The sequence below is a fragment of the Bordetella genomosp. 1 genome (assembly GCF_002261335.1).
In the GTDB taxonomy this organism is placed as follows: domain Bacteria; phylum Pseudomonadota; class Gammaproteobacteria; order Burkholderiales; family Burkholderiaceae_B; genus Bordetella.
In genome coordinates this window covers 770480-784879 of the sequence record NZ_NEVL01000003.1, presented here as the reverse complement: position 1 = coordinate 784879, position 14400 = coordinate 770480, and the positions used below count along the sequence as shown (strand labels likewise).

At 68.9% G+C, this 14400-nt stretch carries 13 protein-coding genes; 5 read left to right on the top strand and 8 right to left on the bottom strand.

All coding sequences use genetic code 11. From position 1 onward, the window contains the following. Positions 1-3: 3 nt before the first annotated feature. The gene (ypfH, locus tag CEG14_RS11940) at positions 4-708 is read left to right on the top strand and encodes an esterase (protein ID WP_094826572.1); all 705 of its coding nucleotides are present in this window, start codon (positions 4-6) and stop codon (positions 706-708) included. Between the two features lie 127 nt (positions 709-835). Here ypfH and CEG14_RS11935 read toward each other — a convergent pair whose 3' ends face one another. Then, positions 836-1435 (bottom strand): C40 family peptidase, encoded by a 600-nt coding sequence (locus CEG14_RS11935; protein ID WP_094826571.1) that lies wholly within the window; start codon positions 1433-1435, stop codon positions 836-838. A 236-nt stretch (positions 1436-1671) separates the two neighbouring features. On the opposite strand from CEG14_RS11935, the gene CEG14_RS11930 reads away from it, so the two are divergent. Together CEG14_RS11930 and CEG14_RS11925 are read left to right on the top strand one after the other, a co-directional pair. Next, on the top strand, positions 1672-3150 hold the full coding sequence (locus tag CEG14_RS11930) for an AMP nucleosidase (protein WP_094826570.1): 1479 nt from the start codon (positions 1672-1674) through the stop codon (positions 3148-3150). A gap of 149 nt (positions 3151-3299) precedes the next feature. Then, a complete protein-coding gene (locus CEG14_RS11925) occupies positions 3300-4130 on the top strand; it encodes an EAL domain-containing protein (protein ID WP_176461476.1) in 831 nt (276 codons plus the stop codon). Between the two features lie 101 nt (positions 4131-4231). On the opposite strand, the gene CEG14_RS11920 is transcribed toward CEG14_RS11925, so the two are convergent. From CEG14_RS11920 to cyoA, 5 genes are all read right to left on the bottom strand, one after another. After that, a complete protein-coding gene (locus CEG14_RS11920) occupies positions 4232-5029 on the bottom strand; it encodes an SURF1 family protein (RefSeq protein WP_094826568.1) in 798 nt (265 codons plus the stop codon). Positions 5030-5068: 39 nt separating this feature from the next. Then, positions 5069-5527: a cytochrome o ubiquinol oxidase subunit IV gene (cyoD, locus tag CEG14_RS11915; RefSeq protein ID WP_373454192.1), complete on the bottom strand. Its 459-nt coding sequence runs from the start codon at positions 5525-5527 to the stop codon at positions 5069-5071. Then, positions 5524-6162: a cytochrome o ubiquinol oxidase subunit III gene (gene cyoC / locus CEG14_RS11910; protein WP_094826567.1), complete on the bottom strand. Its 639-nt coding sequence runs from the start codon at positions 6160-6162 to the stop codon at positions 5524-5526. Before cyoC ends, cyoD begins: the two co-directional genes overlap by 4 nt. Beyond that, positions 6155-8158, bottom strand: coding sequence for a cytochrome o ubiquinol oxidase subunit I (gene cyoB, locus CEG14_RS11905; RefSeq protein WP_094826566.1), 2004 nt, complete (start codon positions 8156-8158; stop codon positions 6155-6157). Before cyoB ends, cyoC begins: the two co-directional genes overlap by 8 nt. 97 nt (positions 8159-8255) lie before the next feature. Further along, on the bottom strand, positions 8256-9308 hold the full coding sequence (cyoA, locus tag CEG14_RS11900) for a ubiquinol oxidase subunit II (RefSeq protein WP_094826565.1): 1053 nt from the start codon (positions 9306-9308) through the stop codon (positions 8256-8258). Between the two features lie 305 nt (positions 9309-9613). On the opposite strand from cyoA, the gene CEG14_RS11895 reads away from it, so the two are divergent. Next, complete coding sequence (locus tag CEG14_RS11895) at positions 9614-10954, top strand: MFS transporter (protein ID WP_094826564.1); 1341 nt, start codon at positions 9614-9616, stop codon at positions 10952-10954. Between the two features lie 76 nt (positions 10955-11030). On the opposite strand, the gene CEG14_RS11890 is transcribed toward CEG14_RS11895, so the two are convergent. After that, complete coding sequence (locus tag CEG14_RS11890; RefSeq protein ID WP_094826563.1) at positions 11031-11966, bottom strand: YicC/YloC family endoribonuclease; 936 nt, start codon at positions 11964-11966, stop codon at positions 11031-11033. Between the two features lie 192 nt (positions 11967-12158). Here CEG14_RS11890 and rph point away from each other — a divergent pair, with 192 nt between their 5' ends. Further along, positions 12159-12896: a ribonuclease PH gene (rph, locus tag CEG14_RS11885; RefSeq protein ID WP_094826562.1), complete on the top strand. Its 738-nt coding sequence runs from the start codon at positions 12159-12161 to the stop codon at positions 12894-12896. A 116-nt stretch (positions 12897-13012) separates the two neighbouring features. On the opposite strand, the gene CEG14_RS11880 is transcribed toward rph, so the two are convergent. After that, complete coding sequence (locus CEG14_RS11880; protein ID WP_094826561.1) at positions 13013-14395, bottom strand: MmgE/PrpD family protein; 1383 nt, start codon at positions 14393-14395, stop codon at positions 13013-13015. Between the last annotated feature and the right edge of the window lie 5 nt (positions 14396-14400).

Genomic DNA, 14400 nt, shown 5'->3' with positions numbered 1-14400 from the left:
ACCATGTCTCCTGCCCGTGTCATCGAATTCCTGCCCACGCCCGAAGGCGAGGTCAGGCAGCTGTTCGTGCTGCTGCACGGCGTGGGGGGCACGCCCGAGGGCCTCGAGGGGCTGGCGCAGGCATTGCGCCGCGCCTTTCCGGCCGCGGCCGTGCTGATTCCCGAGGGCTTCGAGCCCTTCGACGGGGGCGGCCCCGGGCGCCAGTGGTTCTCGGTGCGCGGGGTGAGCGACGAAAATCGCCCCGAGCGCGTGGCCCGGGCGCTGCCGGCCCTGGTGCGCTATGTGCAGGCGGCGCAGCAGCGCTTCAACCTGCTGCCGCCCGCCACCGCGCTGGCCGGCTTTTCGCAGGGCGCCATCATGGCGCTCGAGGCGGTGCAGGCCAACGAGGCGCTGGCCGGGCGCGTCCTGGCCTTCTCGGGCCGCTACGCCGAGCTGCCCAAGGTGCCGCCCACCTACACCACCATCCATCTGCTGCACGGCGCGGCCGATCCGGTGATGCCGGTGCAACTGGCGCAGGCCGCCCAGGCGCGGCTCGACGAGCTGCACGGCGACGCCACCATCGACATCGCGAGCAATGTCGGCCACGAGCTGCATCCGGCGCTGATCGACCAGGCCATCCTGCGGCTCCAGACCTGCGTGCCCTTGCGCAGCTGGGAGGCCGCCCTGGGCCTGGACCAATCCCCCCCGGCCGGCACCAGCGTGCATTGACGCTGCGGCGGCTAGTGCGGCGGCCAGTGCGGCGGCAATTTTTACCGACCTGACCGGCGGGCCCCGGCCCGCCGCACGCAAAATGGGCGCCTCGCGGGCGCCCATTTTTCTGGCCGTGCCGTCTGGTTCAGCGCGTGCTGGCGGCCGCCAGCAGCGGGGCGTCGGGGGCGCGTTCGTCGAGATAGGCGCGCGCGCCGAGATAGCGCTTGGACCAATACGTGTTGTCGAGCCGGTCGACCCGCACCTGCGAGCCGCGCGAGGGGGCGTGCACGAACTGCCCCTGGCCGATGTAGATGCCCACGTGCGAGGTCACGCCGCGGCCGCGGGTGGCGAAGAACACCAGGTCGCCCGGCTTGAGCCGCGCGCGGGCGACGTTCTTGCCGGCGGTGCGCTGGGCACGCGACGTGCGGGGGAGTTCCAGTCCGGCGATCTCGCGATAGACGAACAGGGTCAGGCCGCTGCAGTCGAAACCGTCGGGATCGTCGCCACCCCAGGAATAGGGCGTGCCGATGGCTTCCAGGCCGGCCTGCACGACGCGGTCGCGCAGCGTGGGAACGGTGGTTTCGTTGGCCAGCGCCAGGCCACTGAGGCTGGCGCGGGCGGCGGGGTGCAGCGAGGCATGGGCCGCGCCGCTGAAGGTGGTCAGGCAGAGCGCCAGAAGCGGGGCGCTGATAAAGGCAGACAATACAGACGATTGTCGGCGGACTTCTCGCGTGGGTGGAGTCATTGCGACACTTCAAAAATCGGAGTGTGGGCGGATGGCTTTGGCAACGTGCAAGCCGGCGGCATTGCGCATTCTGTCATCGATGCGCCGCACCATTGTAATGGAATAGTATTTCATTACATTTGAAACGGGATGCATCATCGATGTTCGCGAATGTACGAACATGCCCGTCCGTGTCATGACGCTTGCGGCATAATCCCTGCACCGGCGCCGCGTCGGCGCCGGCCACGGACCGGACCATGACCGCAGCCAACCTGTACAGCCCCGACCCGATTCCTTTCGAGCCGTTCGACGACGCTACCCAAGCGGTGGAGCGCCTGCTCGAGATCTACGCCCGCAACACCGGATTCCTGCGCAGCGCCTTCCAGGAAGTCCTGCAGGGCCGCGACCTGCGCGCCCGCGTGCGCGCCTTCTATCCCGCCGTGCGCGTGGCGGTCGACACCTACGATCCGATCGACACCCGCCTGTCGTATGGCCATGTGGCCGAGCCCGGCCACTACCAGACCACGATCACCCAGCCCGCGCTGTTCCGCGACTATCTCATCGAGCAGCTGAGCCAGCTGCTGCAGAACCACCGCGTGCCGATCGAGATCGGCGAGTCGGATTCGCCCATTCCGCTGCACTTCGCCTTCCCCGACGGCGCCTACGTCGAGGGCGAACACCTCGAAAGCCTGAAGCGGCCGCTGCGCGACCTGTTCGACGTGCCCGACCTCGCCGTCACCGACGACGCCATCGTCAACGGCTCCTGGAAGGGCCGGCCGGGCGAGCCCAGCCCGCTCGCGCCGTTCACGGCGCCGCGCGTCGACTACTCCCTGCACCGCCTGCAGCACTACAGCGCCACGGCGCCATCGCACTTCCAGAATTTCGTGCTGTTCACCAACTACCAGTTCTACGTCGACGAGTTCTGCCTGCGCGCCCGCGCGCTGATGGCCGAGGGCGGCGGCGACTACGACGCGCTGGTCGAGCCCGGCAACCGCATCACCCGGCGCGGCGAAACCGCGGCGCCGGACACCGGCGCGGTGCGCCTGCCGCAGATGCCGGCCTATCACCTGGTGCGGCCCAATCATTCCGGCATCACGCTGGTCAACATCGGCGTGGGCCCGTCCAACGCCAAGACCATCACCGACCACATCGCGGTGCTGCGCCCGCACGCCTGGCTGATGCTGGGCCACTGCGCCGGGCTGCGCGATTCGCAGCGCCTGGGCGACTACGTGCTGGCACACGGCTACGTGCGCGACGACCACGTGCTCGACGCCGACCTGCCCACCTGGGTGCCGGTGCCGCCGCTGGCCGAAGTGCAGGTCGCGCTGGAACAGGCGGTGCAGGAGGTGGCGGGCCTGTCGGGCTGGGACCTCAAGCGCATCATGCGCACCGGCACGGTCGCCACCATCGACAACCGCAACTGGGAGCTGCGCGACCAGGGCGAGCTGGTGCAGCGCTTCGCCCAGTCGCGTGCCATCGCCCTCGACATGGAGTCGGCCACCATCGCGGCCAACGGCTTCCGTTTCCGCGTGCCCTACGGCACGCTGCTGTGCGTCTCCGACAAGCCGCTGCACGGCGAGCTCAAGCTGCCGGGCATGGCCAGCGCCTTCTACCGCCGCCAGGTCAACCAGCACCTGGAGATCGGCATCCGGGCGCTGGAGTTGTTGCGCGAAATGGCCCCCGAGCGCCTGCATTCGCGCAAACTGCGCACCTTCACCGAGACCGCGTTTCAATAAAGTCCGTCAAAGAGGCCTGCGCCGCCGCGCAAGCCCCGCACTTTTGTGCCCGGCTGTGGCACCATCTCACCATTGCGCCATCCGAACACGGACCGGCACGCGCGGCCAGGCCGCGCGGCATGCCAAACGACCCGTACGAGGAGAACGGTTTGAAGCATCCCCACGACGGCAATGGCTTGCTGCCCGACACGGCCGCGCTGCGCCGCCTCCTCGAGGCCGGCAGGCGGGATGCGGCGCTGCTGCGCCAGTTCCGTCCGGTGCTGCAGCCCATGCTGGCGCTCGACTCCGGGCGCTGCGTCGGCGCCGAGGTGCTGATGCGCTGGCGCTTGCCCGACGGCACCGACATCCCGCCCGAACGCTTCATCCCGATTGCCCGCCACGCCGGCGCGCTGCCCGCGCTCAGCCGCCAGGTGTTCGTGCAGGCCGCCACCGCGGTGGCGCGCGTCGGCCTCCCGGCCGAATTCCACATGTCGTTCAACGTGCCCGCCGGCTACCTGCTGGCGCCGGCCTTTCCCGCCCATCTCGAAGAGCTCGATGGCATCCTGCCGGCGCATGCCGAGATCTGGATCGAGCTCACCGAAGACGAGGCCCTGCCCGACACCCAGGCCGCGCTGCGCCGCCTGGCGAGCCTGCGGCGCGGCCGCATCCGCATCGGCGTCGACGACTTCGGCACCGGCTTCAACGACATCGACAGCCTGGCCCGCGTGCGGCCCGACTTCCTCAAGCTCGACCAATCCCTGATCGCCGCGCTCGGCACGCCGGCCGAAAACCGCGCGATCTTCGACGTGGCTCGCTATGCCAGCCAGCGCCGGGGCGTGCGGGTGGTGGCCGAGGGCATCGAAAACGTGCTGCAGGTAGTGCGGCTGCGCGAGCTCGGCATCCAGGACGGGCAGGGCTATTTCTTCGACCAGCCCATGTCGCTCGAGGCCTTCGCCATGTGGCTGCCGCAGGTCGAGCGCCGCGCCGCCGCCCAGCTCTGATCGCGCGCCCACGCAATCCCCGGAGGCCGGCGCATGCCGGCCTTTGCCTGTGAAAAAGCCGGCTCGCGCCGGCTTTCGTGCGTGCGTCTGCCGCGTACGGCTCAGCGGCCTCCCTGGCGCTTGCGCGTGCGCAGCTCTTCGCGCGCCACGATGCCCGCGCCCACCAGCACCATGATGGCCAGCGCAAACCAGGTGAGCGCGTAGCCCAGGTGGTTGTTCGCGAAACTGAGCACGGTCAGGCCGCCCACGGGGGCGGTGGCCGGGTCGCGCGCGGCGGTGGCGCCGGCGTCGATGAAGTAGGGCGCCACCTGTTGCGGATCGAGGCCGCGGCGCGCGGCGATCGCGGGCAGGTCGCGCGAATACCAGCGGTCGGCCTGCGCGTCGTTCTCGCGCAGGAACCCGCCCGGGCCTTCGCCCATGCGCAGCAGCCCGTCCACCTTGACCGGCGCGGTGCCGGCCGGCTCGGCCTCGGCGCGCTTGCGCCAGGCCGGCAGCACGAAGCCGCGGTTCACCATCACCAGGCTGCCGTCCGCCTGTTGCAGCGGCGTCAGCACCCAATAGCCGGAACCCAGCTCGGTGGCCGCCTGCACCAGCGTCTGCTGGTCGTGGCGCAGCACGCCCTCGGCCTGCACGTGGCGGTATTCGGCGTTGTCGTTGGTGAGCGCGGCCCAGTCGGCGCGGCCCGGTGCCGGCACGGCCGGCGCATGCACGCGGCCCTCGACCTGGGCGATCAGATTCTTTTTCCAGGCGAGGCGATGGATCTGCCAGGTGCCGAGCGTGCACAGCACGGCGAACAGGAAGAGGGCGATGGCCGCCAGGATCACGAGGGTGAGATTGCCGCGCGGGCGGCGCGGCGTGTCGTCGGCGGGGCGTTGCAGGCTGGAGTCCGGTCGGGTCAAGGTATTGCTGCTCGGGTTGTCGCGGCCGGACCCCGTGCGCTATGGCATGTTGCGCATATCGTGCGGCGTCATCGGCATCATGTTGCTGTTGAGGTGATACATGATCCAGATCGACCCGGACAGGGTGATCACGACCATCACCAGCGTGAAAATCAGCGCCAGCATACTCCAACCGCTCTCCGACTTCGTGTCCATGTGCAGGAAATACACGAGGTGCACCACGATCTGCACCGCCGCCAGCGCCAGGATGATGAGCGCCGTGGTGCGCGAGCTCTGCAGCACCTGGCCCATCACGAGCCAGAACGGAATCGCCGTGAGGATCACCGCCAGCACGAAGCCGGTCATGTAGCTCCGGAAGCTGCCGTGGCTGGCGCCGCCGTCGTCGTCGTGGTCGTCGTGGCCGTGCCCGCCGCCGTGGCCGCTGGCGCCGTGCGGCGTGCGGTGATGCGGATCCGGGCTCGACTCCAGGCTGCCCATGTGATCGGTGCGGGTGGTCATGGCAGGACTCCCATCAGGTAGACGAAGGTGAACACGCCGACCCAGATCAGGTCGAGGAAGTGCCAGAACATCGACAGGCACATCATGCGGCGGCGGTTCTCGGGGATCAGGCCGTGCATCTTGAGCTGCACCATCAGCGTGACCAGCCAGATGATGCCGAAGGTCACGTGCAGTCCGTGGGTGCCCACCAGCGCGAAGAACGACGACAGGAAGGCGCTGCGCTGCGGGCCCGCGCCGATGTGGATCAGGTGGGCGAACTCGTAGATCTCCACGCACAGGAAGGCCAGGCCGAACAGCCCGGTGACCGCCAGCCAGCCCTGGGTGGCGCCGAGCCGCTTGCGCCGCATCTCCAGCATGGCGAAGCCATAGGTGATGGACGAGAGCAGCAGCAGCGCCGTGTTGAGCGCGACCAGCTCCAGCTCGAACAGGTCGGCGCCCGAGGGACCGGCCGCGTAGCTGCGGCCCAGCACGCCGTAGGTGGCGAACAGGCAGGCGAAGATGAGGCAGTCGCTCATCAGGTACACCCAGAAGCCCAGCATCGTGCCGTTCTTCGGGTGGTGCTCTTCCGGGAGATAGAACAGCGGCCGGTCCGCCGGCGCGCCGGAAGGGGGGAGGTGAGCCGCGGTATCAGACATGTTTGGCCATCAGCAGAGTGCGATCGGCTTCGGTGCGCGCCACTTGCTCGGCGGGCACGTAGTAATCGCGTTTGTAGTTGAAGGTGTGGACGATCGTCACCACGATCAGCGCCCCGAACGACAGCACCGCCGGCAGCCACATGTGCCAGATCAGCGTGAAGCCCAGCAGCGTCGAGAGCCCGGCGATCACGATGCCGGCCCAGGTGTTCTTGGGCATGTGGATCGGGATGAAGCCGGCCTGCGGGCGCTGGTAGCCGTATTGCTTCATCTGCGCCCAGGCGTCGAGGTCATGCACCAGCGGCGTGAAGGCGAAGTTGTATTGCGGCGGCGGCGACGAGGTCGACCATTCCAGCGTGCGGCCGTCCCAGGGGTCGCCGGTGTCGTCGCGCAGCTGCTCGCGCCGGCGGAAGCTCACCACCAGCTGGATCAGGAAGCTGGCGATGCCGAAGGCGATCAGCACGGCGCCGAACGCCGCGATCTGGAACCAGATCTGCAGCGAGGTGTCCTCGAAGTGGCTCACGCGCCGCGTCACGCCCATCAGGCCCAGCACGTAGAGCGGCATGAAGGCCACGTAGAAGCCCACCAGCCAGAACCAGAACGAGCACTTGCCCCAGAACGGATCGAGCCGGTAGCCGAAGGCCTTGGGAAACCAGTAGGTGATGCCGGCCATCAGGCCGAACAGCACCCCGCCGATGATGACGTTGTGGAAGTGGGCGATCAGGAACAGGCTGTTGTGCAGCGCGAAGTCGGCCGGCGGCACCGCCAGCAGCACGCCGGTCATGCCGCCGATCACGAAGGTCACCATGAAGCCGAGGGTCCAGAGCATCGGCACCTCGAAGCGGATGCGGCCGCGATACATGGTGAACAGCCAGTTGAAGATCTTGGCCCCGGTCGGGATCGAGATGATCATCGTGGTGATGCCGAAGAACGAGTTCACGCTCGCCCCGGACCCCATGGTGAAGAAGTGGTGCAGCCACACCAGATAGGAGAGCACGGTGATCACGACGGTGGCGTACACCATCGACGCGTAGCCGAACAGGCGCTTGCGGCAGAAGGTGGCCACGACCTCGGAGAAGATGCCGAAGGCCGGCAGGATCAGGATGTAGACCTCCGGGTGGCCCCAGATCCAGATCAGGTTCACGTACATCATGGCGTTGCCGCCGAAGTCCGCGGTGAAGAAGTTGGTGCCGACGTAGCGGTCCATCGAGAGCAGGGCCAGCACGGCGGTCAGCACCGGGAACGCCGCCACGATCAGCACGTTGGTGCACAGCGCGGTCCAGGTGAACACCGGCATGCGCATGAGCGACATGCCCGGCGCGCGCATCTTCACGATGGTCACGAGCAGGTTCACGCCGGACAGCAGGGTGCCGACCCCGGCCACCTGCAAGGCCCAGATGTAGTAGTCGACCCCGACGTCCGGACTGTGCAGGATGCCCGATAGCGGCGGATATGCGAGCCAGCCCGTGCGCGCGAACTCGCCCACGAACAGCGAGGTCATGACCAGCACCGCGCCGCCCACCGTCATCCAAAAGCTGAAGTTGTTGAGGAACGGAAACGCCACGTCGCGCGCGCCGATCTGCAGCGGCACGATGTAGTTCATCAGGCCCGTGACCAGCGGCATGGCCACGAAGAAGATCATGATCACGCCGTGCGCGGTGAAGATCTGGTCGTAGTGGTGGGGCGGCAGGTAGCCGAGCTGGTCGCCGAAGGCGACGGCCTGCTGGGCCCGCATCATGATGGCATCGGCGAAGCCGCGCAGCAGCATGATGAGGCCGAGGATCACGTACATGATCCCGATCTTCTTGTGGTCGATGCTGGTGAACCACTCGCGCCACAGGTAGCCCCACTTGCCGAAGTAGGTGATGGCCCCGACCACGGCGATGCCACCCAGGATGACGGCGGCGAACGTGGCGATGAGAATCGGCTCGTGATAGGGAATCGCTTCCCAGGTGAGCCGTCCGAAGATCAGCGTGGTGAGGTCTGATGATTCTGGCATCTCGATTCCCGGCTAATGTGTCCGGGGCGGCTGGCGTGCCGCCCAGGCAATGCTGCCCTGCCTACGCAACGGCCGTGCCCATGGCGCGGCGCGTCGATCAAAGCGCCATGCGCGCCGACTCGGTGGCTGCCGTGCACATGGCGCCCACGTACTGCCGCAGCGGCCCGTCGGCCAGGCCGAGGCGCTCGCGCAGGGCGGGGTCCATGGAAGTCAAGTTCAGCATGCCGGGCAGGCCCGCGCCGCCGCGCGCGTCGATCGCCATCGCATCCTTCATGCACATGCGGTTGGGCTCGACGCAGCGATTCACGATCGCGTCGAACAGCCCGGGCGCCACGCTGGCGTAGCGCGCCACCGGGTTGCGTTCGCTGGGCTGCTCGAGCTTGAGATAGGCCTCGCGCGAGAGCGTCTGGCCGTCTTTGCGGGCGCGCTCGATCCACTCGTCGAAGCCGGCGCGGTCGACGCCGTGGAAGCGGAAGCGCATGCCGGAGAAGCCCGCGCCGCTGAAGTTGGCGGACAGGCCCTCGTAGTCGCCGGGATGGTTGATCACCGCGTGCAGCGTGGTCTGCATGCCCGGCATGGCGTAGATCTGGCCCGCCAGCGCCGGCACGAAGAAGGAGTTCATCACGGTGGAGGAGGTGATGCGGAACTGGATCGGCTGGTCGACCGGCGCGGCCAGCTCGTTGACCGTCGCCACGCCTTGCTCGGGATAGAGAAACAGCCATTTCCAGTCGAGCGCCACCACCTCGATCACGAGCGGCTTGGTATTGGCCGGCACCTCGCGGCCTTCGGCGATGCGGGCGAGCGGGCGGTAGGGGTCGAGCTGGTGGGTGCTGACCCAGGTGAGCGCGCCCAGCGCGATGATGATGAGCAGCGGCGCGGCCCAGATCAGGAGCTCCAGCATGGTGGAGTGGTTCCAGTCGGGATCGTAGTGCGCCTTGGTGTTGGTTTCGCGGTAGCGCCAGGCGAAGACCAGCGTGAGGATGATGACCGGCACGATGATGAGCAACATCAGGCCGGTCGATATGAGGATGAGATTGCGCTGTTGCCACGCAACGTCTCCTGATGGCGCCATCAGGACGGTATTGCACCCCGCCAGCAAAAAGACGCAGGCCAGCAGGAGAACTCCGCGGAGTCTTTGGAATAACGGCATTGCCCTACCCCGAAACGTAACCGTGGGAAATAATCTCAACCCTACGCTGGAAGGTAGCAAAAATCCAGGGTAAAAAGAGTAAAAATATGCGGTGACAGAGCCGGTGCATGTGTTGCGCGCGCAACGTCTCGCGCAGGCGCATTCGCAGCCCCGGCTGCGGCGCGAGCGCCGTGCTCGCCGCTGTCGCAAAAGCCATGGACGGCAGTCCCGTGCCATGGCATCGTGCAGGTGTGATGCAGGGATCGTAGACCTGGATCGGCGCCGCGCCCACGCGCAAAGCCGGTCCGATTTCAGCGAGCACGCATATGTCGACCACCACGCAGTATCCCGGCCCGGCGCAACCCCATCCCGGCCATCCTGGCGCCAAGCCCAGCCTGGGCGCGAGTCATGCCAAGGTGGCGCCCAGCGAGATCGCCGTCGGCGTGGTCATCGGGCGCACCTCCGAATACTTCGACTTCTTCGTCTTCGGCATCGCATGCGTGATGGTGTTTCCGCGCGTGTTCTTCCCGTTCGAGGCGCCCCTCGAAGGCACGCTGTGGTCGTTCGCGGTGTTCGCGCTGGCCTTCGTGGTGCGCCCGCTGGGCACCGCGATATCGATGGCGATCCAGCGGCGCTGGGGGCGCGGCATCAAGCTCACCGTGGCGCTGTTCCTGCTCGGTACGGCCACCTGCGGCATCGCGTTCCTGCCGCGCTACGAGTCCATCGGGGCCTACGCCATCATCCTGCTCGCCGTGTTCCGCGGGCTGCAGGGCATGGCGCTCGGCGGCTCCTGGGACGGCCTGCCGTCGCTGCTCGCGCTGAACGCGCCGTCGTCGCGGCGCGGCTGGTACGCCATGATCGGGCAGCTCGGCGCGCCCATCGGCTTCATGATCGCCAGCGCGCTGTTCCTGTTCCTGCACCTCACGCTCACCGATGCCGACTTCATCGACTGGGGCTGGCGCTATCCCTTCTTCGTGGCCTTCGCCATCAACGTGGTGGCGCTGTTCGCGCGGCTGCGGCTGGTGGTCACCGAGGAATACACGGCGCTGCTCGAAGAGGGCGAGCTCGAGCCGATCGCGACCGGCGAGATCGTGCGCGAGCAGGGCTACAACATGTTCATCGGCGCCTTCGCGGCGCTGGCCAGCTACGCGCTGTTCCATCTCGTGACCGTGTTCCCGCTGTCGTGGATCGCGGTGAGCCAGACGCAGCCGCTCGGCACGGTGCTGGTCGTGCAGATCCTCGGCGCCGTCGTCGGCATCCTGGGCACCATCGCGTCCGGCCTGATCGCCGACCGCATCGGGCGGCGCAACACCCTCGGCGCGCTGGCCGTGCTGATCGGCATCTTCGCGCTGTTCGCGCCGTGGCTGCTCGGCGGCGGGCCGCTCGCGCAGGACGCCTTCATCCTGATCGGCTTCGCGCTGCTGGGCGTGTCGTACGGCCAGGCGGCCGGCACGGTGACGTCCAACTTCACGCGCCGCTACCGCTATACCGGCGCCGCGCTGACCACCGACATGGCCTGGCTGATCGGCGCCGCCTTCGCCCCGGTGGTGGCCCTCGGCCTCTCGGCCCGCTTCGGCCTGATCGCGGTGAGCCTGTATCTGCTGTCGGGCGTGGTCTGCACCTTGCTGGCGCTGCGCATCAACAAGCTGATCGAAGCGCGCGACTGAGGGCGCGGCCGCCCGAAAGGCAGAAAGCCAGGGCATGCCCTGGCTTTCTTGCCTTCGTGCTTTCGTGCGAACCGACTTATTCGAGGTTCTGCGCCTGTTCGCGCATCTGTTCGATCAGCAGCTTCAGGTCCATCGCGGCGCGGGTGACTTCCATGCTGCCGGCCTTGGAGCCCAGCGTGTTGGCCTCGCGGTTCATTTCCTGGAACAGGAAGTCCAGGCGCTTGCCGGCGCTGCCGCCTTGCTTGCCGCCGCCTTTGCCGGCCTTGCCGCCGCCCTCGGTGAGCAGGTGGCGCAGCTCTTCGAGGTGCGAGCGCAGGCGCGAGAGCTCTTCGGCGACGTCGATGCGCAGCGCGAACAGGTTGGCTTCCTGCGCGAGGCGCTCGGACAGCTCGGGGCCGGTGATGTGGGCGAAGCCGCCCGGGAAGGCGTTTTCGACGGTTTCGCGCAGCTTGGTGGCGAGCTTCTCGCGATGGTCGGCGAGCAGCTGGGGCAGGTGGGTTTCGACCTGCTGGACGATCGCGGCCACGCCGTCGGCGCAGTCGCGCATCATGCCGGCCAGGCGTTCGCCTTCGCGCACGCGGCCTTCCTGCAGTTGCGCCAGGGCCTGCTGGCCGGCCTGGACACAGGCGGCGCCCCAGACCTGCGGGTCGAGCGCGTCGTTGCTGCGCTGGCCGGGCCAGTTGAACAGCTCGACCAGGCGCGGCGCGCTGGTCTCGGGCAGGATGCGGCGCGCGGCCTGCAACTGCTCGGCCAGGCGGTTGAGCCACTCGGGATCGAGCTGCGTGACTTCGTTGGTGCTGGCGCGGGTGAACGACGCGCGCACCTCGACCTTGCCGCGCGCCAGATTCGTGGTCAGCAGCTCGCGCAGCGGGGTTTCGGCGTGGCGCAGCTCGTCGGGCAGCCGGAAATACAGGTCGAGAAAGCGGCTGTTGACGCTGCGCAGTTCGAGCGCGAGCGAACCCTGTTCGAGGTCGACGCGGGCATTGCCGAACGCGGTCATGCTGCGGATCATGGTGGGATATCCTGAGAAATGGCCGGGCGCGGCGGCGCGCCTCGGACGTAAAGTGAGCTCGACCGGCCCCGCGGCCGGCCGGCGCGCCGCGGGGCGCCGCGCCTGGTACGCAGGATAACCGATGCCGGCCTCGCCCGTCGCCGCCGACCCCGTACAATCCGGGGCTTTTACAGACCCACACTGGAGCTTCCCGTGAACGCCACTTCCGCCTCTTCCCGCCCCAGCGGCCGCGCCGTCGACGAACTGCGGCCGTTCTCGCTCACGCGCGGCTTCACCCGCTATGCGGAGGGTTCGGTGCTGGTGCGTGCCGGCGATACCCACGTGCTGTGCACGGCCAGCGTGCTCGACAAGGTGCCGCCCTTCATGAAGGGCCGCGGCGAGGGCTGGGTCACGGCCGAGTACGGCATGCTGCCGCGCGCGACCCACACGCGCGGCGACCGCGAGGCGGCGCGCGGCAAGCAGAGCGGCCGCACCCAGGAGATCCAGCGCCTGATCGGCCGCAGCCTGCGCGCCGTGTTCGACCTGAGCGCGCTGGGCGAGCGCACGCTGCACCTGGATTGCGACGTGCTCCAGGCCGACGGCGGCACGCGCTGCGCCAGCATCACCGGCGCCTGGGTGGCCGCGAGCGACGCGATCGCCTTGCTGCTCGAACGTGGCGACATCACCCGCAATCCGATTCGCGACGCGGTCGCCGCCGTGTCGGTGGGCCTGGTCGACGGTCGGCCGGTGCTCGACCTGGACTACCAGGAAGACTCGGCCTGCGACGCCGACGTGAACGTCATCATGACGGGCGCGGGCGCCTTCGTCGAAGTGCAGGGCACGGGCGAGGGCGCGACCTTCACGCGCGCCGAGCTCGACGCCATGCTGGGCCTGGCCGAGGGCGGCATCGCGCGCCTGGTGGCCGAGCAGCGCGCCGCGCTCCAAGGCTGAACGCGCGTCGCTGAACGCGCGTCGCTGACCGCGCGTCGCTGACCGCGCGTCACTCGCAGCAAAAAAACGGGGCGGCCGCGAGGCCGCCCCATTGCATGGTGCGCCGGATTCGCGGCTCAGGCGGGCAGCAGGCGGCCCACCTTGGGCAGTTCGGCCAGGCCCCAGACCGTGGCGATCAGCTGGCGCATCTCGGCCTCGGTGGCGGCGCCGGCATAGGTGCCCAGGCGGATCGCCTTGTCTTCGACCTCGGGGCGCGACAGCGTGTTGCCCGGGTCGCCCTTGGGCTCGTCCACCCGCGCCGTCAGCTGGCGGCCGTCGGTGGTGCGCACCGCCACCTTGCCGATCCAGCGCTGCGGATAGGCGCCGTCGACCTCGGTGTCGAGCGTCATGCGCACCCGCTCGCGCAGGCGCGCGACCTCGGCGTCGTGCAGTGCGGCGTCGAACTCGGCCAGGCCGGCGCGGCCTTCGCGCGCGATCAGGGCCAAGACGGTGCCCATCGAAAACTTGGATTGATGCACGGTGGTGGGATTGACCACCGGACCGAGCACGTCGATCGCGCCCTGGTGCACCTGTGCCTCGACCTCGGCCAGGTCGTCGGCCCGCAGGCCGTGCTCGCGCATCAGCGCCAGCAGCGCGTCGGCGGCCGGATGGGTGTGCCGGCACGAGGCATGGAACTTGAACGAGGTCTCGGCCAGCGCCCAGCGCGTGCCCAGGCCATCGGTGAGGCGCGAGAGGTCGGCGTCGGTCGACATGCCGGCCGCCATGCCCTGTTTGCCTTCGAGGATGCGTTGCGCGCCGGTGAAGCCATCCTGCGCCAGATAGGCGGCGGTCAGGCCGTCGGCGGCCGCCTTGGCGGTGTGCAACTGCTTGGAATCGGCGGCGTCGCGCAGGAATTCCCACAGGCCGGCGGCCTGGGTGCCGGCCGAGCCCAGCGCGTGCAGCATGCGCGCCGGATCGAGCTTGAGCAGGCGCCCCACGGTGACGGCGGCGGCCAGCGTGCCGACCGTGCCCGTGGTGTGGAAGATCTTGTAGTGCGAGCGGCCGAGGAACTCACCGGCGCGGATGCCGACCTCGTAGCCCGCCACGGCGGCGGTGAGCAGCTCGCGGCCGCTCGCGCCGATGGTCTGCGCCACCGCCAGCGCGGGCGGGAACACCACGGCGGCGGGATGGAACACGGAGCCGTTGTGCACGTCGTCCTGTTCCACCACGTGGGCCGCAGCCGCGTTCACCATCGCGGCGAACAGCGGCGTGGTGCCGCGCCGGTCGATCAGGACCTCGGCGCTGCCGTTGGCCGGGCCCATGGTGGCGGCGAAGCGCCCGATGGTCTGCACGGCGCGCGCGCCGGCGCCGGCCAGGATGGAGCCCAGCGTGTCGAGCAGCAGGTCTTCGGCGCGGCGCACGACGCCGGCCGGGATGTCTTCGAAACGCAGCGTGCTGGCGAACTCGGCCAGCGCGGCGGACGGATGGCCGTGGGGCAGGGTGGCGGGCAGGGCGGACATGGCGG